The 19,279-nt window shown below is 53.5% G+C and carries 21 protein-coding genes; 16 read left to right on the top strand and 5 right to left on the bottom strand.

Annotated elements, in window-relative coordinates; all coding sequences use genetic code 11:
* Positions 1-128 precede the first annotated feature (128 nt).
* The 9 genes from ACR3E7_RS18295 (at position 129) to ACR3E7_RS18255 (ending at position 7,144) form a co-directional block, all read left to right on the top strand.
* Positions 129-698 carry a TetR/AcrR family transcriptional regulator gene (locus ACR3E7_RS18295; protein ID WP_480504777.1) on the top strand — a complete coding sequence of 190 codons (570 nt, stop codon included), beginning with the start codon at positions 129-131 and terminating at the stop codon, positions 696-698.
* 558 nt (positions 699-1,256) lie between these two features.
* Positions 1,257-1,877 carry a hypothetical protein gene (locus ACR3E7_RS18290; RefSeq protein ID WP_170787817.1) on the top strand — a complete coding sequence of 207 codons (621 nt, stop codon included), beginning with the start codon at positions 1,257-1,259 and terminating at the stop codon, positions 1,875-1,877.
* A 168-nt stretch (positions 1,878-2,045) separates the two neighbouring features.
* Positions 2,046-2,240 (top strand): hypothetical protein, encoded by a 195-nt coding sequence (locus tag ACR3E7_RS18285; protein WP_237216012.1) that lies wholly within the window; start codon positions 2,046-2,048, stop codon positions 2,238-2,240.
* 117 nt (positions 2,241-2,357) lie between these two features.
* A complete protein-coding gene (locus tag ACR3E7_RS18280) occupies positions 2,358-3,332 on the top strand; it encodes a tyrosine-type recombinase/integrase (protein ID WP_480506670.1) in 975 nt (324 codons plus the stop codon).
* Entirely contained in the window at positions 3,329-3,658 is a 330-nt protein-coding gene (locus tag ACR3E7_RS18275; protein ID WP_480504779.1) for a hypothetical protein, read from the top strand. The genes ACR3E7_RS18280 and ACR3E7_RS18275 overlap by 4 nt, the downstream gene beginning before the upstream one ends.
* Positions 3,655-4,044 carry a hypothetical protein gene (locus tag ACR3E7_RS18270; protein WP_480504781.1) on the top strand — a complete coding sequence of 130 codons (390 nt, stop codon included), beginning with the start codon at positions 3,655-3,657 and terminating at the stop codon, positions 4,042-4,044. Before ACR3E7_RS18275 ends, ACR3E7_RS18270 begins: the two co-directional genes overlap by 4 nt.
* A gap of 17 nt (positions 4,045-4,061) precedes the next feature.
* Positions 4,062-5,222, top strand: a complete 1,161-nt coding sequence (locus ACR3E7_RS18265; RefSeq protein WP_480537281.1) for an AAA family ATPase — start codon at positions 4,062-4,064, stop codon at positions 5,220-5,222.
* Between the two features lie 227 nt (positions 5,223-5,449).
* Entirely contained in the window at positions 5,450-5,821 is a 372-nt protein-coding gene (locus tag ACR3E7_RS18260) for an HGGxSTG domain-containing protein (RefSeq protein WP_480506666.1), read from the top strand.
* Between the two features lie 531 nt (positions 5,822-6,352).
* A complete protein-coding gene (locus tag ACR3E7_RS18255) occupies positions 6,353-7,144 on the top strand; it encodes an inositol monophosphatase family protein (RefSeq protein WP_170774147.1) in 792 nt (263 codons plus the stop codon).
* Positions 7,145-7,147: 3 nt separating this feature from the next.
* Here the strand turns inward: ACR3E7_RS18255 and ACR3E7_RS18250 are convergent, their stop codons facing one another.
* From ACR3E7_RS18250 to ACR3E7_RS18230, 5 genes are read right to left on the bottom strand one after another with little or no spacing between them, the layout of a single operon-like run.
* Entirely contained in the window at positions 7,148-7,714 is a 567-nt protein-coding gene (locus ACR3E7_RS18250) for a histidine phosphatase family protein (RefSeq protein ID WP_480504786.1), read from the bottom strand.
* Positions 7,715-8,785, bottom strand: a complete 1,071-nt coding sequence (locus tag ACR3E7_RS18245) for an ABC transporter ATP-binding protein (protein ID WP_170787716.1) — start codon at positions 8,783-8,785, stop codon at positions 7,715-7,717.
* A complete protein-coding gene (locus tag ACR3E7_RS18240; protein WP_480504788.1) occupies positions 8,782-10,998 on the bottom strand; it encodes an ABC transporter permease in 2,217 nt (738 codons plus the stop codon). Before ACR3E7_RS18240 ends, ACR3E7_RS18245 begins: the two co-directional genes overlap by 4 nt.
* Complete coding sequence (locus ACR3E7_RS18235) at positions 10,999-12,024, bottom strand: ABC transporter substrate-binding protein (RefSeq protein ID WP_170774139.1); 1,026 nt, start codon at positions 12,022-12,024, stop codon at positions 10,999-11,001. It abuts the gene before it with no gap.
* Between the two features lie 57 nt (positions 12,025-12,081).
* Entirely contained in the window at positions 12,082-12,546 is a 465-nt protein-coding gene (locus ACR3E7_RS18230; RefSeq protein ID WP_480504790.1) for an NUDIX hydrolase, read from the bottom strand.
* A 244-nt stretch (positions 12,547-12,790) separates the two neighbouring features.
* Here ACR3E7_RS18230 and ACR3E7_RS18225 point away from each other — a divergent pair, with 244 nt between their 5' ends.
* From ACR3E7_RS18225 to ACR3E7_RS18195, 7 genes are all read left to right on the top strand, one after another.
* Positions 12,791-13,600, top strand: coding sequence for a DeoR/GlpR family DNA-binding transcription regulator (locus tag ACR3E7_RS18225; RefSeq protein WP_170774135.1), 810 nt, complete (start codon positions 12,791-12,793; stop codon positions 13,598-13,600).
* 58 nt (positions 13,601-13,658) lie between these two features.
* Positions 13,659-14,633 (top strand): phosphate/phosphite/phosphonate ABC transporter substrate-binding protein, encoded by a 975-nt coding sequence (gene phnD / locus ACR3E7_RS18220; protein ID WP_170787718.1) that lies wholly within the window; start codon positions 13,659-13,661, stop codon positions 14,631-14,633.
* A 60-nt stretch (positions 14,634-14,693) separates the two neighbouring features.
* Complete coding sequence (phnC, locus tag ACR3E7_RS18215) at positions 14,694-15,488, top strand: phosphonate ABC transporter ATP-binding protein (RefSeq protein WP_170353305.1); 795 nt, start codon at positions 14,694-14,696, stop codon at positions 15,486-15,488.
* Positions 15,485-16,300: a phosphonate ABC transporter, permease protein PhnE gene (gene phnE / locus ACR3E7_RS18210; RefSeq protein ID WP_480504793.1), complete on the top strand. Its 816-nt coding sequence runs from the start codon at positions 15,485-15,487 to the stop codon at positions 16,298-16,300. The genes phnC and phnE (ACR3E7_RS18210) overlap by 4 nt, the downstream gene beginning before the upstream one ends.
* Entirely contained in the window at positions 16,300-17,115 is an 816-nt protein-coding gene (phnE, locus tag ACR3E7_RS18205; protein ID WP_170327399.1) for a phosphonate ABC transporter, permease protein PhnE, read from the top strand. The genes phnE (ACR3E7_RS18210) and phnE (ACR3E7_RS18205) overlap by 1 nt, the downstream gene beginning before the upstream one ends.
* Complete coding sequence (locus ACR3E7_RS18200) at positions 17,112-18,017, top strand: HAD-IIA family hydrolase (RefSeq protein ID WP_237215996.1); 906 nt, start codon at positions 17,112-17,114, stop codon at positions 18,015-18,017. Before phnE (ACR3E7_RS18205) ends, ACR3E7_RS18200 begins: the two co-directional genes overlap by 4 nt.
* 374 nt (positions 18,018-18,391) lie before the next feature.
* Positions 18,392-19,024 (top strand): tyrosine-type recombinase/integrase, encoded by a 633-nt coding sequence (locus ACR3E7_RS18195; protein WP_480504796.1) that lies wholly within the window; start codon positions 18,392-18,394, stop codon positions 19,022-19,024.
* Positions 19,025-19,279 lie beyond the last annotated feature (255 nt).

The raw sequence follows: 19,279 nt of genomic DNA, 5'->3' as shown, positions 1-19,279 counted from the left end.
CATTGATCCCCCCTTCAAAGCGACGCCTCGTAAGAGAACACGTAACCGTGAACCTCTCGTTAACCATAGACATCTCTACGGTAAATCCATAGACTGCTCTATGTCAAATAAAGAATGCTATAATCTGAATGTCAGAATCTATCACTCGAAACTCACCAAAAAACGCCGCGACCAAGGAAGACTGGATATTGCTGGCCTACAAAGTCCTCAACGAGGGTGGCGTTTCCGCGATAAAAGTCGTGCCAATGGCAAAGCGACTGAACCTGACAAGCGGTAGCTTTTACTGGCATTTCAAGAACGTCCGAGAGCTTTTGGATGAGGTTCTCAGATATTGGGAGCAGGAACTGACTGACAAAGTGATCGCACAGGCAAAGACATTTGGCGGTCCCCCGGAAGACCGCATTCTTCTTCTTATGAAAAAGGTCATAGAAGAGGACGCCGCCTTGCCAGATCACGCTGTCTCAGTGTGGGCGAATACCGATGAGAATGTAAGAGAGGCGTATCAAAGAACAATCGGCAAACGATTCCAGTTCGCCGCGTGGATGTTTGAACAGGCCGGGTTTTCGAAAGAAGAAGCGAAAGCGCGTGGAAGATTGATGGTTACTTCGCTAATGGGAGACTCTTCGACAGGTCTGAAAGCGCAAGGCGATTGGGAAAAGGTTATAGAGCGGGAACATGCAATTCTTGTCGGAAAGTAGAAGATAGAACAAGAAAGTTGCCCGGCATTGTAAGTTTGCTCGAAACGGACAGACAATTTTTAATTGCCCTGTAGAAACAGATCACGCAACAATGCCAGAAGCCGACGTTCAGTCTGTGACCATCAAGGTCCGCTTCAGTCCGCAGAGCGGTCACTCAGACAGATCGCAGCGAACGACCGCACCGACCCCAAAGCAGTCGTATAGAAGACCATGAAAACCCAGTGCTATTGGAAAACTATTACAAACCCGGCGGCCCCGAATGACAGATCGGTGCCTTCGTCGCTCACTCAACAACCATCGCTACCACGAGAGCCTCGTGATTCTGACACCAGTGGACGTCTATCATGGCCGCGGTGCGAAAATCCTGAAGGTAAGAGAGGAGATCAAGACGCAGACAATCCGATAACGGCAGTTGCAGAGCCAAGCCGCTGCCACCTAAACTTCAACAGAAACCGAACTAGAGCCTCCGCTACGATACAGCCTGTGTTCTCCAAAATACTCTGACGACGGGCAAAAGGTGTATTGACATAGCCTAAGTGCGTAATGCACATTTAGACTATGAAGTCTGGTCATCTGATAAAAGTCATATCGAATGCGCTTGGTATCGATCAAGCGACAGTTCACTTTGTTGCAAGGAAGCTCCGTGAAGCAGGCTTTCTGACGACAGGAGCTCGTGGCGTGAACGCACCGGATATGACAACGCGTGATGCAGCGAGGCTTACGCTTGCGCTAATGACAGGCGCTCCGCCAAACCGTATAGTCGATACTTTTGAGATTTACCGACAATTCCGGAATGATGAGTTCGAGCATATAGAATCTGCAAAGGTCATTCAGCGTCTCGATTTCAAGCGAGAAAACACTGCGGAAGACTTCCTTGTCTACTTATTTGATTTCGTGTTGTCGCATCGGTCCAATTCTGAATCTGACATATTACTCAATGGATTAGAATTTAACGTCCATGAGAAACCAGCTTATGTGATTTTCAAAAACGCCGGATTAGAAATATATTTTACAGCGGTACATCTTTCCGAAATGAAAATAAACGAATTCGAAGACGACCCGACCGTGTGGTCAAATTCAGGGCCTGCCGGATTGTTTGAAATGGAAGGCATGCATGTCATGCGCCAGATCTCGCTTGGAGAGATAGAGGCTATTGCATCAGAGTTTGGGACTGAGTGATGCCTCACGCAATCAAAAAAAACCAACCGGAAATAACAGCGTCAATTGATCCTCGGGGTAAATTGACCCCAATCGGACCTCCTGGTCAACGTCATGGACCAACGAGCGTCTTGGGAGGCACTAGCAGTGGCTAACGCTAGTCTCACTATCAACGTTAATGAAAAACGCATGCTGAAACAGTCTGAGGCGGCGGTTTATACTGGGCTACCTCCAAAGCTCTTTAAAACAACGTGCCCCGTCCAGCCAATTGAAATGCGGCCCGGCACAGTTCTTTGGGACAAGCGCGATCTGGACAATTGGATTGATGCAATGAAGGAAGGAGCCGAGATGGCAACGCAGGACGTCATTCTTGGCAAATTGTAATGACACGTGTCAGGGTTAGAGGTTTCAAGATATTCGATGATCGGCACGGGAAACCGCGCTGCTATCATCGCGCCACGGGTCACAAGATCGACCTGGAAAAGACTCCATTAGGATCGGCTGAGTTTTTTTGCGGAATGCGCCCGCATTGCTGCCATTGCCGAGGCGAGGAAGGCGCAAGCTCTTAAGCCAGGAACCCTTGGCGGGCTGGTCAATGCCTATTTCCAGACTGAACACTATGGCAATCTGTCGGACGCCACCAAGCGCGACTATCGCAAGTGCGCTGACTTCCTGTACCCAATCCGGGACACGCCTGTTTCCGCAATCACGACGCCCCTCGTTTCGGGCATCCATGACAAAGCGGCGGACAAGATTGGCTGGCGGCGAGCAAACATGGTCCGCACCTTCCTGAGTCAAGTTTTTCGCTACGCCATTCCGCGCGGTCTGATCGACCGGGATTATGCGGCAGGTGTCATTCCCAAGCCGCGCCCGAAAAATCGGCCCTATGCCAACCGGCCTTGGACGGTGGAGGAACGCGCAGTTGTGCTGGATCGAGCCGCCCCGCACGTTCGAGTGGCGGTGGCGCTGATTATGAATACCGGCCTTGATCCGTCCGATGCGCTCAAGCTGACCCGTCGCCAGATAGACGGCGACACGATTTGGGGCGTCAGGGGCAAGACGGGCCAGGAAGTTGCCGTTCCAATCGGTCCGACGCTGCAGGCGGCTCTGGATGCTGCGCCCAAGCACGACGCCGTGACCATCCTTGCCTCATCAAACAGAAAGCCTTGGACCTACAACGGCTTTTCGACGGTCTGGTACCGCTTCAAGAAAAAGCTGGAAGCTGAGGGCGTTGTGCAACCTGGCCTGACACTCAAGGGGCTGCGGCATACCGTGGCCACGACACTGCGCGAGGCAGGGCTTGAGGAACGCCAGATTGCGGACCTGCTGGGGCAAAAGACCCCATCTATGGCCCGTCACTATTCCCGGTCCGCCAACCTCGCGGACCGCAACCGGATCACGATGGAAGCACTAGAAAAGGAGAACGAACGCAGATCGAGAGTTGTCAAACCCTTCAAAAAAACTGTCAAACCATGAAAGGCTCAAAATTGAATATTGATAAAAATCAATCGCTTGAATGGTGCCCGGGGGCGGAATCGAACCACCGACACGAGGATTTTCAATCCGGCGCTAATTCTAGCAAATCAAACACTTACAAAACCGGGGTGCGTCAAACCCCCGACGAAACATCAAAGACTTACCGCGAAAGTGTCAAACCGGCTGAAGCCGAACTGACAAACGAAAACCCCGGCGCGACGGCAATCGCAACCGGGGTTAAAGACGTTATGGAAGGCGTCTGTTCTTACAGTGAACATATCGCGGCTTTCCCCATATTGGCAATGCATTGGGGGGTGCTGCTGTGAATATTTCGACGCAAATCCCCGACAATATCAAACGTGTTTGCCGCTCGATCGGATACGCCGCTTGGCTGGATGGCACTGACGCATGGTTCGGCCTTACGGTAATCCTGCGAGCACGTCTGGATGCGCGGCAGCGCGTGGCCCTGGCATTCGTGGCTCTCAAGGCTCTGGACCGTGACGACGCGGTAAATGCGGCTGAGGCGTCGCTAGGCACTGGTGCGGGACGGCCCCCTGCCCCGTTCTTTAACTTCATGGATGAGGCAGCGTTCTGGGCGGATTATGCCGACCCGGAAGAACTATACGCTTATTGCCTTGCCAGCTTTAAGCGCATGAAACCCGCGCGGCAGGCAGCATTCCTTGAACATGTGCAAAGGAGGCAAGCGGCGTGATGCGTGATTTTGCTGACATGGCGTTGAAACTGGATGCACACGGCGCCGAGTTTCCCAATGAACGGTCGGATCGTTTGCCTACAGAGTTCGTCTGGCGCGACCCTTCCACTATTCCGCCCCGTCCTTGGCTCTACAGGCAACACCTGATCCGCAAACAGATATCGGTGACGGTCGCACCCGGCGGCGTCGGGAAATCGTCTTTGACGATCTGCGAAGGGCTGGCAATGGCCTCCGGCCGCGACCTACTGGGTGATTGGACCGCATCAGACCTAAATGTCTGGATATACAACCTGGAAGACACCCGAGACGAGATGAACCGGCGCATCATCGCGGCCATGCAACATCACAACGTCGCCTCCGAGGAAATCTCAGGGCGTCTATTTGTGGACACGGGCCGGGAACGCGAACTCAGTACCGCCATTCAAACTCGTGAAGGCGTCCAGATCGTCAAGCCGGAAATGGAGGCCTTAGCCCAAGAGATCGAAGCGCGCGAAATCGATGTTCTGATTATCGACCCGTTCGTGTCGTCGCATCAGGTGGGCGAGAACGACAACGGCGCAATCGACCTTGTGGCAAAGGAATGGGCGCGGCTGGCAGACCGTTGCAATTGTGCAATCGAACTTGTGCACCACACTCGCAAAACCAACGGTGAAGAAGCAACAACCGAAAGTGGGCGAGGTGCAACCGCGCTTTTGGCAGCGGCGCGTTCCGGTCGGGTGCTTAACAAGATGACAGAGAGCATGAAGGCTGAAGCGGGTGTGAAAGAGGACCCGTCTACCTACTTTGCAGTGACCCGCGACAAGGCAAACCTTGCCCCCACTGCTGGTCGTGTCTGGCGGCGCTTAGCTTCAGTCCACTTGTCAAACGGTGACAGCGTAGGCGTAGTCGAAGTCTGGAATTGGCCCGGTACCTTTGATGGAATTTCATTGGCCGACCTTCTTGCTGTGCAGAAAGCTCTGGATGGAAAAGGACTACGGTATTCAGACCAGGCTCGTGAGGACTGGGCAGGCCTGACTATTGCGGAAGTCTTGGCACTTGATGCCTGTTCAGACCGCATACGCATCAAAAAAATGATCGAGGCATGGTTGAAATCTGGTGCCTTGAAGAAGGTCAAATTGTTGGATGCAAAACGTATGGAACGCCCGTGTTTGGAGGTAGGTGAATGGGCAAACACATAAGTGCGACACCCACCCCGAAAGCGGAAGTGTGGTGGGGTGTGGCAAACATGCAGAAAACAGTCGCCACACCACCGCCCCCCTAAAGGGGGCGGGCGGTGGTGTGGCGTGCGGCACCTCCATTGAGCGAGATACGGTGCAGTACTCAATGATATTTGTGAGAACCGAACACCAAACACTACGCGCATCATGGGGTTTGCCGAGTATGTTAACAATTGTTGGGGTTTTTGATGGGGCGACCGACAAAGCTAGAAGTTGAGTTACGCTCGCTCTTTCAAAGCGATCCCATTGATTGGCGTGAAATTCGGTCACGTTGGCGACCATGCCCAGCAGAGGCGCACAAGCATCCAGACTATCGTAGGGATTGCTCACAGTGCCACGGCGTAAATTGCAAACGGATGGCTGAGCTGGGCTTGAATGATGCCAGGGAACCCTTGCCTAAGACAGAGCGCCCAACATGCGGCGCTAGGACCCGAGCCGGTGGCCAATGCCAAGCCCGGGTAGTACCTGGAAAACGGCGTTGCAGGTTGCATGGCGGCCTCAGCACCGGCCCAAAGGGGAAGCGAAAAGCTAGAGCCAAAGTTGAAACAGAGGATGACTAAAGGGAGGCGGTGCAATACCTCCGTTGCACTGCCGGTGGAGCACGCAATCCGCACCCATCAGATTCCACAACATCGCTCACAATGGCGATGCCCCACGAGGCATCACCCAGACTGCGAAGAGAAGCGTGACCCGGATGAGCGACAGTGATCCGATACAATGAAAGAAAACGAGCTTGACCCAAACGCCCAATTAGAGAAGCGGACATTTCAGATCTGCGGTTCGAATAGAGAGCCGAACTTTGTTGCGCGCACAGACCAAATTGAACGCCGGCAAGTAAGCCGACATTCAAAGGGTAGGTGTCTCAGGATCTTAGCTGCGCCAACGCAAGTCGGTTCTACATCCAATCCAAACAGAAATTAGAGAACTATCGATCGGGAGATTCATCGCGGAGAAGATTGTAGACTCTAGTAACTCAAGGTTTATAGAGCCAATATTGGCACCTGAAGCAAGCGAGAAGACTATGTGGTTGCCTAGTCTTCGCTTGGCCTACAGTGTTGTTGGGAAACACTCCCACCGAAAAAGGAGCACCTATGTCTCGACTTTCAGGACGCAGAGACTTTGCCACCGAAGTCTGCGAGGAGGCTGGGCTACTTGCCAAAAAGTTCTTTGCAGATCGGGTCAATCTTATAGTTGATCAAAAAGGCGCTCAGGACTGGGTGAGCGAGGCGGACAAGAACGTCGAGACTTTCATTCGTCAAAGGATAGCGGAGGCGTGGCCCAACGATGGCGTATACGGTGAAGAGCATGGCGCGGTAGCGGGAGAGAGTGGCTTTGACTGGGTTATTGATCCAATTGATGGGACCACGAATTTCGTGAACGGTATTCCTGCATGGACCATTGTTCTGGCTGGAGTCACCGAGGGCCAAACGGAAATTGGTGTGATCCACGATCCAAACTTGGATGAAACTTTTGTCGCAACTCGCGGAGAAAGTGCGACACTTAACGGATCACCGATAAGCGTCGCGTTAGGAGTGCCGTTGCAAGATGGAACAGTGGCTGTGGGATACTCGAACCGGATTGAGAGCCATCATGTCTTACCTGTTATCGAGGATCTGATCGAGCACGGGGCGATGTTTCACAGAAACGCCAGCGGAGCGCTTTCATTGGCTTACGTCGCTGCCGGGCGCCTTTTGGGTTACGTGGAGGAGCACATGAATGCATGGGATTGTCTGGCTGGGCAATTGCTGGTCTCGGAAGCGGGTGGCGTTGTCGAGGATCAGGACGCCGATGAGATGATCCGAGACGGCGGGCGCGTGATCGTGGGGACACCAGATGTGTTCGAGACGTTGCGTGAGATCGCAGAGAACGCTTGGAACGCTTAGCTCCTACGTCAAAGAGACCCAACATGAAACAGGCTTGAGCGTAGCTAAATCTGCCTGCCAGAAATGGCCTTGTGAGGGTTGGTCGTGCTTGCGGTCTATCGAACAATTCGAGAGTGCGCACCAAAGCAGTGTGCCCACTGCTCCGTGCGTTACAATTGCAAGATCCCCGGCATTATGCGACCGGATAATCTTAGTGACTGTCCGAAGAATGCGTATCTGTGCTTCGATCGCTGGTTCCCAACCGCGATAGCTACTTTCCGGCTGAGCAAAGAAAGCATCTGCCGCGGCTTCGAAATCTTTCAGCGGCAAGTAACCGGTTGCGCTGCGGTCATTCTCACCAAGATCCAAGTTGCATTTCACTGATAGCTTTCGTGGTGCAGCAAGAATCTCGCCTGTTTCACGGGCCTTCCGCTCGTCGCTGGTCCATATCTGAGTGACGGCGGACAAGATTCCACTGGATGCAAATTCAGTAGCCCGCTTGCGGCCCACAGCATTCAAGCCCCACTCAGTTATCGGGACGGCCGGATCGATAGAGACCTCGGGGTGAGTGATGATAATGAGTTTCGGCATTTAATCCGGCAGAAGAACGGGCCCTTTGTCAGCAAAACCCATTTTGATTTCGGCGCCGGGATCAAGCGGCGCATCGACGTCGTCATGTACGGCAAAAACCTGACCGAATGTACCGATCAGCGTATATTCCATTCGAACGCCAACATAGGTCGCCTTCGCCACCTTGGCTGTTATGCCTTGGTCTGAGCCGATAACCAAACGCGAGGGCCGCACTGCAATGGTTGCGTTTCCTTCGGACAAACCGCGACGTGGCAGCGTATGTCGGTAGCCTTCTATTTCTATCGTTGCCACGTCGCCATTGATATCGACGATTTGGCAATCCAATAGGTTTGCCTCACCTATGAAATCGGCGACAAAACGATCGTTCGGGGCATCGTAAAGCTGGCGTGGTGTGCCCATTTGGGCGATCGCTGCGTTGCGCATGACGACAATCTCATCAGAGACTGCCAGTGCCTCCTCCTGATCGTGGGTCACGTAAACAACTGTCAAACCAAGATCTTGCTGGATTGCCCGAATATCCTCTCGCACCTGACGGCGAAGCTTGGCATCGAGATTGGACAACGGCTCGTCGAACAACAGAACCTGAGGCTCAAGAACCAGCGCGCGGGCGACGGCAACACGCTGTTGTTGGCCCCCTGACAGTTCCGAGGGAAGACGGTTGTCGAACCCCTGCAGGCCAACCAGTTCCAATCCATGCATAGCGCGGCTGCGGGCTTCGTCCTTTGCAAAGCCTGAGAATGTGAGGCCATACATCACGTTTTCCAGCACGCTCATGTGAGGGAAAAGCGCGTATGACTGGAAAACCATGGATACGTCGCGGTCGGTGGCAGGCAAGTTGGTCACGTCCTGATCACCAATTAGGATCTTGCCCGAGCTTGCCATTTCCAACCCGGCAATCATGCGCAGAGTCGTTGTTTTCCCACAGCCTGACGGACCAAGCAGTGTGACGAGTTTTCCTGCATCGACATGCAGGTTGATGTTGTCGACGGCGACGACGTCTTTACCGAATACTTTCGACACGTTCTCAAAGCGCACCGGGGCGGCCTTGGAACCGATTTTGGCGTCGGTCATCGCGATGCCTCCGTTCCGTGTTGCGTGCGTCGACCAATCTGGACCCGGCCAACGAGTAGTTGCAGTAAACCGACCGCCGCGAGCATCACAAAAATCAGCGTCGTCGAATAGGCGATCGCAAGGCCATAGTCATTATTCTCGACCCGACCGATAATGTAGCTGGTCGCCATGTCATATTCTGCGCTGACCAGAAAGATGACAGCCGAGATCGCGGTCATGGCACGGACAAAACTGTAAACAAGCGCAGCAAGTATCGCAGGGCGCAATAGCGGCAGGATGACGTTTCGGAACGTCTGCCACGAGTTTGCACCAAGGGTCAGCGACGATTCATCAAGGCTGCGGTCAAGCTGCGACATGCTCGCGATCCCCGCACGAACGCCAACCGGCATATTACGGAAGATAAAGCTGACAACGAGAATGACACCAGTACCCGTGATTTCAATTGGCGGAACGTTGAAGGCTAGGATGTAGCTGACGCCTATCACTGTTCCGGGGATAGCGAAGGATAACATTGTTCCAAATTCGAAAGCGTTCTTGCCTGCAAAACTTTGCCTGGTCAGCAGATAAGCGGTCACCAGACCTACGGCGGCAGTCAATGGGGCAGCAATGGCCGCGATCGTTATGGTGGTCCAGAAACTGTCCCAAGCGGCTCCGGTCCAGCGAATGCTATCTTCTTCGAAACGTGCGGAGAATGCGGTGACATAGTGTTTGATAGTTAGCGAGTTATCGACACCCCACAACTCGACGACACTGCCGTAAATGATCATCGCATAAACAACAATTGTGAACAGCGCCCAGCCCAGAGCGATGAGTAGTACCGGAACTGAAAGGCCAGTTGGCATCAGAGGATGAACGCCGGCATCCCCTTTGCCGGTGACGGTTGTGTAGCTTTTCTTCCCCAGCCAGACACGCTGCGCATAAAAGGCGGAAAGAGTAAAGAACAGCAGCACCATGGCCAGAACTGCGGCTCTGCCTTGATCGTATTGAGCGCCAACGATGGCAAAGAATATTTCGGTCGAAAGCACGTCGAAATTGCCGCCCAATACAAGCGGATTTCCGAAATCGGCCATGCTTTCGATGAAGCCCAGAAGAAATGCATTCGCAAGACCGGGCCGCATCAGGGGCAATGAAACCGTCTTGAATGTCTGCCATCTACTGGCGCGGAGGGTTTGGGCCGCTTCTTCCATCGACGGAGAGACGCCTTCAACCACACCGATCAGAACAAGAAACGCGATTGGCGTAAACGCGAGTGTCTGCGCGATCAGGATGCCTGGCATTCCATAAAGCCAGCGTGTCGGCTGGGTGCCGAGAAGCTCGGCAAAGAACCGGGTGACCGACCCAGAAAGGCCAAAAAGCAAGATCAGCGCCAGGCCGATCACGAATGGCGGAGTGATTATTGGCAGAACGGTCAGAGCCCGCAGCGCGCGTTTATGGCGAAAGCCTGAGCGCGTCACGACCAGTGCAAAGCAAAGCCCCAGGACCGTGGTGATGACGCCGACTAAGATGGCTAGGAACAGTGAATTCCAGGCGGCGCCACAGCGCGCGCCATGAAAACACCCCAAACCCCACAGTCGATCATCGAAAAACTTCGAGAAGAATACCGCGATGGAGTACGCGCCTTCTTCGGTGATGAAGGCAGCGAATAGCATCTTCGCGATGGGAAAAAAGACAAAAGCGGTGACAATTGTAATAACGCCACCGATGGCGCTTACGACAAAGACGTCACCGTTAATGGCGCCCCTTGCCGCGATCCCCTGAGTAAGCAGGAACAGAAAACTTGAGGCACATATCATCGCACCGTAGCCCATTCCGAACTGACGGTCGCCGAGTTCGCCAAACATCGCCTGCAACCAATTGAAGTTGAAGCCTCTGATGCCAATGCTGAACCCCTGAGCGATCAGCCAGCCGAAGCCAAGCGCCCCTGACAGGATCAGTATTCTGGCGTAAAGTGGATCAGATTTGGGGCGCTTCAACACCAGAAGCGGCAGGGCGAGTGCGATCAGGAGCGGAGCGAGCCATAGTTTTTCACCCTGTCCAATCAGAAACGCAGCGGGGGCACAATCCTCATCGAATGGGTAGCCGTCCAAAAGCCACTCGAACGACCAAAGGCCACCGTCGACCATATACCAAGGCAACAGGCAGAATCCGACCCACCCGGCCGTGATCCAGAAGATCAGGACCGGATGGGTCGTTTTTGAAGTCCGGTCAGTCATTTACTGCGGCAGAGTCGAAACCTCTTCGTCCCATTTCTGCAACAGACGCTTCCGTTCGTCTGACGAACCATACTTTTTGAAGTCATAGTCAATCAGCTTGATCTGACTCATGTCTGGCGCGCTATCCGAAGTTTCCGCGCTCTTATTCGAAGGTACCTGAAACGCGTTGACCTGAAGAGCAAGGTTCTGGGCCTCGGGTGACAGTGCCCAGTCATAGAACTTTTTCGCTTCTTCTTCGTTGCGGGCTCCTTCAATAATCGACATCGAGCCAATTTCGTATCCTGTGCCCTCGCACGGTGCGACGACCTTAATCGGGAATCCTGAAACGGCCTGCTTCACAGCGTCATGCATGAAGACTATACCAATGGTGTTCTCACCACGACCGGCGGCCTTGATCGGCGCAGAACCAGACTTGGTATATTGGTTGATGTTCGAATGCAGACCTTTCATGAACTCAAAGCCTTCATCTTCGCCAAAGATCTGCACCATCGACGCAAGCGTGGTATAGGCCGTACCTGATGAGTTCGGGTTCGCCATCTGAACGTGGCCCTTGTATTCGGGCTTCAGCAGGTCTTTCCAGCAGGCTGGTTCGGGTAGGTTATTGGCAGCGATGAGATCGGCATTATAGCCATAACCGAGTGCGCCTGAATAGATGCCGATCGTCTTGTTGCCCGCGCTTTCTGCTTGGGATATCGCCCAATCGTGAAGCTGGTCGCGCACTGGCGACATGTATTCCATCGTCAAGCCTTCTTCGGCGGCCTGCAAATGCGGATCACCGGTACCGCCCCACCAAACGTCTCCTTTCGGGTTCGAGCTTTCGGCGCGGATTTGTGCAAAAGTTTCACCTGATGACTTCCGGGTCATGTTGACGTCGATGCCCGTCGCGTCTTCAAAGCTTCGCGCCATGAGTTGGCACCAATCTTCTTGCGCCGAACAATAGAGTGTCAGCTTATCGGCCTGTGCCGCCGACAGTGACGCAGCCAGCGCAATCACCGATCCAACCGCAGTGGATGTCAATTTCCTCATTTTTTCCTCCCTTTGAGCTTAGTGCGTCCGGGTTTCCCGGTTCTTTCATGCCCTTCCTCATGCAGCCTTTCGAAGTTTCTTTATGACAATTTTGACTTCTGGATCGTCCGCTAGATTATGCAGCAAATCTGACAGGTCTCTTTCTTGAACTAACTTTGCGGCCTTTGCCGGTGAGAACCAATGACGCGTTCGTTCACCTTCTTCCTTCCAGCGTCGCTTCAACTTTTCGACGACCAGAGGATAAAGGGTAACGCGGCAGCGAACGCTGCTTCGCCCCTCGCATCGTTTATCATAGAAAAAATGACCGATTGGCCGTTTCGATATGGTGCCGACTGCGCCTGCTTCTTCTTGAGCTTCTATTTCTGCGGCATGCCATGGTTTTTTGCCGTCCATTAGCCATCCTTTTGGGATAACCCACCGGCCGGTATCCCGCGAAGTGACCATAAGAACGCGCAATTTGCCAGTCTTATCCCAGCGCATCGGAAGCGCCGCAATCTGATCTGCCGTTTCGCTGTCGCCCATGCCACCCCTCAATGCCACACGATCAAGAACCAAAAGGAAGCTGTCTGATTGGCAGGTTGGCCGGTTAACGCTTTGCCTTGGCTCGTATTCTGAATTTGATCAACCTGTGCATCTTCGCTTTGCGCTTCGAATTACTTGTGTTCGCTCGAATTCTCACAACCTTCTGAGGGTTATGCAACAAAAAATATTGCAATATGACCGAAAGCCCACAAAAGTAGGTTGAGAAGCCTAGTCGGGTCGTCGGATGTCCAAAACAAAAACGCGCGGCAAAATGTCTGAAAAGAACCAGAGCCGGGTAAAGAAGTCCGACCGGCGCCAACAGATATTGTTGGAGCTGAAGCTGCGCCCGCACGTTCGCATCAACGAACTGGCACAGCGGTTCAACGTCTCCAACGAAACGGTACGTAGAGATTTCGATGCTCTGTCGAACGACGGCTTGATAGCGCGCGCACACGGGGGGGCATCAGCCGCTGCGCAAGGGCACTATCCGGGTTTGGATGAACGAACAAACGATCAAGTTGAGGAACGCGAACGGATAGGTGCAATTGCGGCAGAACTGATCCAGAGCGGTGAAACCGTCATGATCGATTCCGGCTCGACCACAATCGAAATGGCACGTGTACTGGCTTACATTGGTACTCCCTGCACGGTAATCACCAATTCCATTCCCATAGCTATGACCCTTGGCCATGGGGCCGCACAAGTCCTGTTATGCCCGGGGGAATATCTGGCAACTGAGTCTGCAACTATCGGAACCGAGACGCTGGAATTTCTTTCCCGTTTCAACGTCGACAGGTGCATGATCGGTGCCTCTGGGTTGTCGACAGAAGGTCCTTCAGAAACAGTGCGGGGCTTTGCGGAAGTAAAGAGGGTGATGCTGACGCGTGCCGAGAAACGGCACCTTCTTGTTGATTCCGGGAAATTCGGCCGGAAAGGCTTGTCTCAAGTAGGAGACCTTAACGACTTGGATTCCATTGTCACCGACAAAAAACCAACAGGAGAATTGCGCAACGCTTTTGAGGGCGTAGAGGTCGACGTTCTCGTCGCCGAGTAAACATAAAATGATTGATTCACAGCGGACAAAAAGCACCGCACATGACTGGGAGGAAACCATGAAGATCGATATCAAACTATTGCTTGGGGCATCTGCAATCGCACTCATGTCGATGAGTGGAATAGCGTCGGCGCAGGATTGTCCACGCGGTGACTTGGATGAGCGTTTTTGTGATGCCGACGGGGATTTGATCGCGGATATCCCTACAGATCCTTCCGAGCAAATAGATCCAGACACCTTGATCTTTGCTTACACGCCGGTTGAAGACCCCGCCGTATACAAAACTGCGTGGTCAGACTTTCTCGACCATTTGAAAGCAGAAACGGGCAAGGACGTTGTCTTTTTCCCAGTCCAGAACAACGCAGCTCAGATCGAGGCGATGCGCTCAGGGCGCCTGCATATTGCGGGATTCAACACCGGTTCCAACCCACTTGCGGTAAACTGCGCAGGGTTCCGCCCGTTCACAATCATGGCTTCGAAGGACGGAAATTTTGGTTACGAGATGGAAATCATCACCTATCCGGGTTCTGGCATCGAAAAGGTTGAAGATATCAAGGGAAAGCAACTGGCTTTTACATCCCCCACATCGAACTCGGGATTCAAGGCTCCTTCTGCGATCCTGAAAAGCGACTTTGATCTTCTGCCCGAACGCGATTTTGAGCCCGTCTATTCGGGCAAACATGACAACTCGATCTTAGGTGTTGCCAACAAAGACTACTTAGCGGCCTCAATCGCGAACTCGGTTAAATCGCGGATGATCTCTCGTGACGTGATCAATGAGGATGATGTCATTACGATTTATAAGTCGCAGACTTTCCCGACCACTGGGTTTGGCACCGTCTACAACCTGACACCCGAGCTGCAGGAAAAGATCCGCAATGCCTTCTTCAATTTCGATTGGGAGGGGACGACACTTGAAGCTGAGTTCTCAAAATCAAACGAAGGCCAATTCCTGGAGATGACTTATCAGGAATTCTGGGAAGTCATTCGTAAAATCGACGCAGCAAATGGCGTTTCCTACGCCTGCCAATAACCTTTCACTAATCCGGCGGGCCTGAATGGGCCCGCCGTTCACCCTAATCTGGGGCATTTCATGCTGCGTCTTCAAAAGCTGACGAAAACATACAAGACCGGGGATCAGGCGCTGAAGGCAATCGATCTTGAGGTTCCAAAAGGACAGGTTCTTGCGTTGATTGGGCCCTCGGGCGCGGGCAAATCGACGATGATCCGCTGTGTCAACCGGTTGGTTGAACCTACAAGCGGCGGTGTCCTTTTGGATGATGTGGACCTGACCAAACTCGGATCGGGGGCATTACGGAAGGCACGCCGCGAAATGGGCATGATCTTTCAGGAATATGCCTTGGTCGAACGCCTGACAGTGATGGAAAATGTATTGTCCGGCAGGCTGGGTTATGTGGGGTTCTGGCGCAGCTTTCTACGGCGCTATCCTCAGTCGGATGTGGACGAAGCCTTCCGGCTACTCGATCGGGTGGGGCTGTTGCACATGGCGGATAAACGGGCGGACGAACTCTCTGGCGGTCAGCGCCAAAGGGTCGGCATCTGCCGGGCACTGATACAGAACCCAAAGCTGCTGTTGGTCGATGAACCAACTGCATCGCTGGACCCAAAGACCAGCCGTCAAATTATGCGTCTCATCACCGAGTTATGTCAGGAACGCGGATTGGCAGCCATTATCAATATCCATGACGTGGCGCTCGCTCAGATGTTTGTTCCCCGTGTCGTAGGACTCCGATTCGGCGAAATTGTGTATGATGGGCTTCCTACAGGCCTTACCCCTGAGAAGCTGACCGAGATTTATGGGGAAGAAGACTGGGAAGCAACCATCGAAAAAGTTGACGAAGATGACGATGTCGAGGCTGCAGAATGAGCCATCGAGAGTTAGACGACATGCTGGGAAAAGGCTGGCGTAAGCCTGCCTTTGTCAAAAATCCATTACTCCGCTGGACATTGCTCCTTGGCTTTTTCGCCTACCTGATCGCGGCGTTCATGACCATCGAAGTTGATTGGGGTCGTGTCTATGAAGGGTTGGATCGGGGTTGGGCGTTTGTGCTTGCGTTCACCAGCCCAGACTTCATTTCACGGTGGACCGATATTTGGAGCGGCCTTCTGGAAAGTATCGTGATGACCGTGGCCGCGTCGGTCGTGGGCATCCTGATTTCGATCCCGATTGGGTTGGGGGCTGCCCGCAACATCGCGCCATTGCCAATCTACATGATTTGCCGAGGCATTGTCGCGATAAGTCGGGCATTGCAAGAGATTATCGTTGCCATTTTGCTTGTGGCTATCTTTGGCTTTGGCCCGCTGGCCGGATTTCTGACGCTTTCTTTCGCCACAATCGGATTTCTCTCAAAACTTCTGGCCGAAGATATCGAAGCCATGGACAAGGTTCAGGCCGAGGCGATTAAGGCCTCTGGAGCGCGTTGGCCACAATGGATCAACTATGGAGTTCAGCCCCAGGTTATGCCGCGACTTGTGGGCCTTTCCATGTATCGGATCGACATCAATTTCAGAGAAAGCGCGATCCTCGGGCTCGTGGGGGCTGGTGGAATTGGTGCAACTTTGAACACCGCATTCGACCGCTATGAATACGACACTGCGGCAGCCATTCTCATTCTTATCATCGGCATCGTGATGGCACTTGAATACCTTTCGGGAATTATTCGAGCGAGGGTTCAGTAATGCCGATACTTGAACGCGACGATGCGCAAATCTGGCGTCGCCGGACAACGGGTCAGAGCTTGGTCCGTTGGTTCGGTTGGTTGCTGGGCGTGGCAATCTTTGTTTACTGCTGGCAGCTGATCTCGGAATCGACGACTTGGTTTTTCGTCTGGGATGCGCCCCGCATCGCCAACGATATTTGGACCCGTGCAACGCCTCCTAAATGGGATTACATCACCCAGTTAGGTCGCCCGATTTGGGACACGCTAAACATTGCTACCTTGGGGACCATAATTGCACTGTGCATGGCAGTGCCAGTTGCCTTTTTGGCGGCCCGCAACACCACACCATCGGCCTTGTTCATCCGTCCGATTGCCTTGTTGGTCATTGTCTCGACCCGCTCTATAAACTCGTTGATCTGGGCGCTTCTTTTGATCGCGATTATTGGTCCCGGCGTATTTGCTGGTGTCATAGCAATCGCCATTCGTTCAATCGGGTTTTGCGCAAAACTTCTTTACGAAGCGATCGAGGAAATTGATCACACGCAGGTCGAAGCAATCACGGCAACCGGTGCTTCACGCTGGCAGGTCATGGCCTATGGGATCGTACCGCAAATCCTACCCGCTTTCGCGGGCATTGCCGTCTTCCGTTGGGATATCAACATCCGCGAATCCACGGTGCTCGGGCTGGTTGGAGCCGGGGGTATCGGGTTGCAATTGTCGGCCTCGCTCAACGTACTGGCTTGGCCGCAAGTTAGTCTGATCCTGATTGTAATTCTGGTCGCGGTTATGATCAGCGAATGGGTTTCGGCGAAAGTAAGAGGGGCCATCATTTGACCGGTTTCTCTGCGCAAGAGGCTTTTGACGCCTACGAGGCTGTAAGACATCGCCTTCCGCAACCCAGATCAACTGAAGTGAGCTATCGTCAGGCGGACACGCTAGAGGACATAGCTCACGAGTTTGACGTGTTCCTCCTCGATGCCTTCGGGGTTCTCAATATTGGTGATACGGCAATCCCAGAAACACCAGATCGGGTCAGGTCGCTGACAGCCGCCGGCAAACGTGTTCTGGTCGTATCGAATGCTGCAGGGTTTCCCCACACAACTCTTATGGAGAAATACTATGGGCTTGGCTACAACTTCGCGCCACAAGACGTGATCACCAGTCGGGCCACGTTGTTGTCTGAGCTAAACGGCCAAAATGAGTTGCATTGGGGATTGATGGCAACTCCAAGTGCCGGCCTTCGCGATCTGGAGGAGTTGAAGCTATCCTACCTGGAGGATGACCCGAAGCCCTACGAAACCGTCGACGGATTTTTGATGATTGGGTCAGCTGTTTGGAATGAAGCGCGACAAGCCATGTTAGAGGCCGCTTTGCTGCAACGTCCCCGCCCGGTATTGGTCGGCAATCCTGACATTGTCGCTCCGCGCGAGTATGGTTTCTCCAAAGAACCCGGTCTTTACGCGCACCGGCTAGCAGACCGGACAGGCGTCACCCCTCAGTTCTTTGGAAAACCTTTCGCCAACATCTATAATCTTGCATTCAATCGTCTGGGGCACATCGACAAGTCCCGGGTTCTGATGGTTGGCGACAGCCTGCACACCGACATTCTAGGTGCACGAAATGCAGGCATAGCTTCCGCGCTCATCTCTGGATTCGGTTTCTTCGCAGGGCATGATGTTGAAGCAGCGATCATGAAGGCAGGGATAGTGCCAAGCTTTGTTGTAAACCGACCTTGATATTAGGGCGTTCCGCTTGGACACGTCTTTCTGTTAACTCGAACGTCGGGTGAATCAGCGTTGCGCAGATCCCGACCATGTGAACGAAGCTCCGCGTGTGAACGGCAGCTTTGGAAAACCCTCCGCAACAATTTAACTCTAAACTCATGTCCGGCTTGGGCCGCATTCCGAACTATGCAAAGCCCGCTTTCTGCGCATAGCCGTCGTCGGTTGATCGCGCCGCATCGTTCACTGAGGGCTCGAAACGGTCATACGCTGCGCTGCTCACGAACGTCGGGTAAGCTGATGACACCTGCCATTTTGCTCCTTGATAGAGTCAGTTGGTCGACATGGTGTCGGTGCCTGGAGAGGGAGGGAAGGATGGAGGACAATCGATGTCCATTATTCAACTTCCTGCCATCACACCGAAGCGCCCGCCGTGGAACAAAGGTCGCCTTATAGGCCAGAAACGCCCGCTTCTCGCGAAGCAGGTCTGGGCCATCCGCGCCCGGCTTGAACTCTCGGACAATCTCAGGGATTTGGCACTCTTTAATCTTGCGATCGATAGCAAGCTGCGAGGCTGCGATCTCGTTCGATTGAACGTAGCCGATCTTGTTACTGGTGATCGTGTCCGCGAACGCGTGACAGTTGTCCAGAGCAAAACAAAACGGCCGGTCCAATTCGAGGTCTCGGAAAATACCCGCCAGTCCGTCTGGACCTGGATATGTCGCCCGGAGATGCTTGGACGCACTTTCCTTTTCCCAAGCCGCTTCCACGAAAGGCCGCATATATCGACACGACAGTACGCGCGTCTGGTCCTCGATTGGGTGTCGGCGATTGGTTTGGAGCCGAGCGTTTACGGCACGCATTCGCTGAGACGCACAAAAGCGGCACTGATCTACCGGAAAACAGGCAATCTACGCGCGGTGCAGCTTTTGCTTGGCCACACCAAGGTTGACAGCACAGTTCGATATCTTGGCGTTGAATTAGAAGACGCGCTGAGTATCGCAGAAAAGATCGACGTGTGAAGATTGAGCGGGCGGCAAGAGTCGCCCGCTTTTCGTGACTGGCGATTGTCGCATGAGTGTTGACCATCCACTGGGCTTCTGAGCCGAGACGAGCGTCACCATCGTTGTCGATTGAGTTGAAGCTCCCGCCCGGATCGCCGGGCTCAGGTCAGTAGCTGGGGCGTCATCACTCCCATGTGACTGCTTGTGCGAAGTAAGCAGTCACTCCTGTAAAGTGCGGCGAACGTCCTCTTCGAGCCCAAAGCCGAAAGATTC

The organism is Ruegeria sp. BK1 (assembly GCF_056535645.1).
The sequence above is the reverse complement of the archived record's forward strand: the minus strand, read 5'-3'. Positions and strand labels throughout refer to the sequence as shown.

Excerpts from the sequence above, each read along its gene's own strand:
- ACR3E7_RS18295 (WP_480504777.1), top strand. The coding sequence starts at position 129 with ATGTCAGAATCTATCACTCGAAACTCACCAAAAAACGCCGCGACCAAG.
- ACR3E7_RS18290 (WP_170787817.1), top strand. The coding sequence starts at position 1,257 with ATGAAGTCTGGTCATCTGATAAAAGTCATATCGAATGCGCTTGGTATC.
- ACR3E7_RS18285 (WP_237216012.1), top strand. The coding sequence starts at position 2,046 with ATGCTGAAACAGTCTGAGGCGGCGGTTTATACTGGGCTACCTCCAAAG.
- ACR3E7_RS18275 (WP_480504779.1), top strand. The coding sequence starts at position 3,329 with ATGAAAGGCTCAAAATTGAATATTGATAAAAATCAATCGCTTGAATGG.
- ACR3E7_RS18265 (WP_480537281.1), top strand. The coding sequence starts at position 4,062 with ATGGCGTTGAAACTGGATGCACACGGCGCCGAGTTTCCCAATGAACGG.
- ACR3E7_RS18260 (WP_480506666.1), top strand. The coding sequence starts at position 5,450 with ATGGGGCGACCGACAAAGCTAGAAGTTGAGTTACGCTCGCTCTTTCAA.
- ACR3E7_RS18255 (WP_170774147.1), top strand. The coding sequence starts at position 6,353 with ATGTCTCGACTTTCAGGACGCAGAGACTTTGCCACCGAAGTCTGCGAG.
- ACR3E7_RS18250 (WP_480504786.1), bottom strand. The coding sequence starts at position 7,714 with ATGCCGAAACTCATTATCATCACTCACCCCGAGGTCTCTATCGATCCG.
- ACR3E7_RS18245 (WP_170787716.1), bottom strand. The coding sequence starts at position 8,785 with ATGACCGACGCCAAAATCGGTTCCAAGGCCGCCCCGGTGCGCTTTGAG.
- ACR3E7_RS18240 (WP_480504788.1), bottom strand. The coding sequence starts at position 10,998 with ATGACTGACCGGACTTCAAAAACGACCCATCCGGTCCTGATCTTCTGG.
- ACR3E7_RS18235 (WP_170774139.1), bottom strand. The coding sequence starts at position 12,024 with ATGAGGAAATTGACATCCACTGCGGTTGGATCGGTGATTGCGCTGGCT.
- ACR3E7_RS18230 (WP_480504790.1), bottom strand. The coding sequence starts at position 12,546 with ATGGGCGACAGCGAAACGGCAGATCAGATTGCGGCGCTTCCGATGCGC.
- ACR3E7_RS18225 (WP_170774135.1), top strand. The coding sequence starts at position 12,791 with ATGTCCAAAACAAAAACGCGCGGCAAAATGTCTGAAAAGAACCAGAGC.
- phnD (WP_170787718.1), top strand. The coding sequence starts at position 13,659 with ATGAAGATCGATATCAAACTATTGCTTGGGGCATCTGCAATCGCACTC.
- phnC (WP_170353305.1), top strand. The coding sequence starts at position 14,694 with ATGCTGCGTCTTCAAAAGCTGACGAAAACATACAAGACCGGGGATCAG.
- phnE (WP_480504793.1), top strand. The coding sequence starts at position 15,485 with ATGAGCCATCGAGAGTTAGACGACATGCTGGGAAAAGGCTGGCGTAAG.
- phnE (WP_170327399.1), top strand. The coding sequence starts at position 16,300 with ATGCCGATACTTGAACGCGACGATGCGCAAATCTGGCGTCGCCGGACA.
- ACR3E7_RS18195 (WP_480504796.1), top strand. The coding sequence starts at position 18,392 with ATGTCCATTATTCAACTTCCTGCCATCACACCGAAGCGCCCGCCGTGG.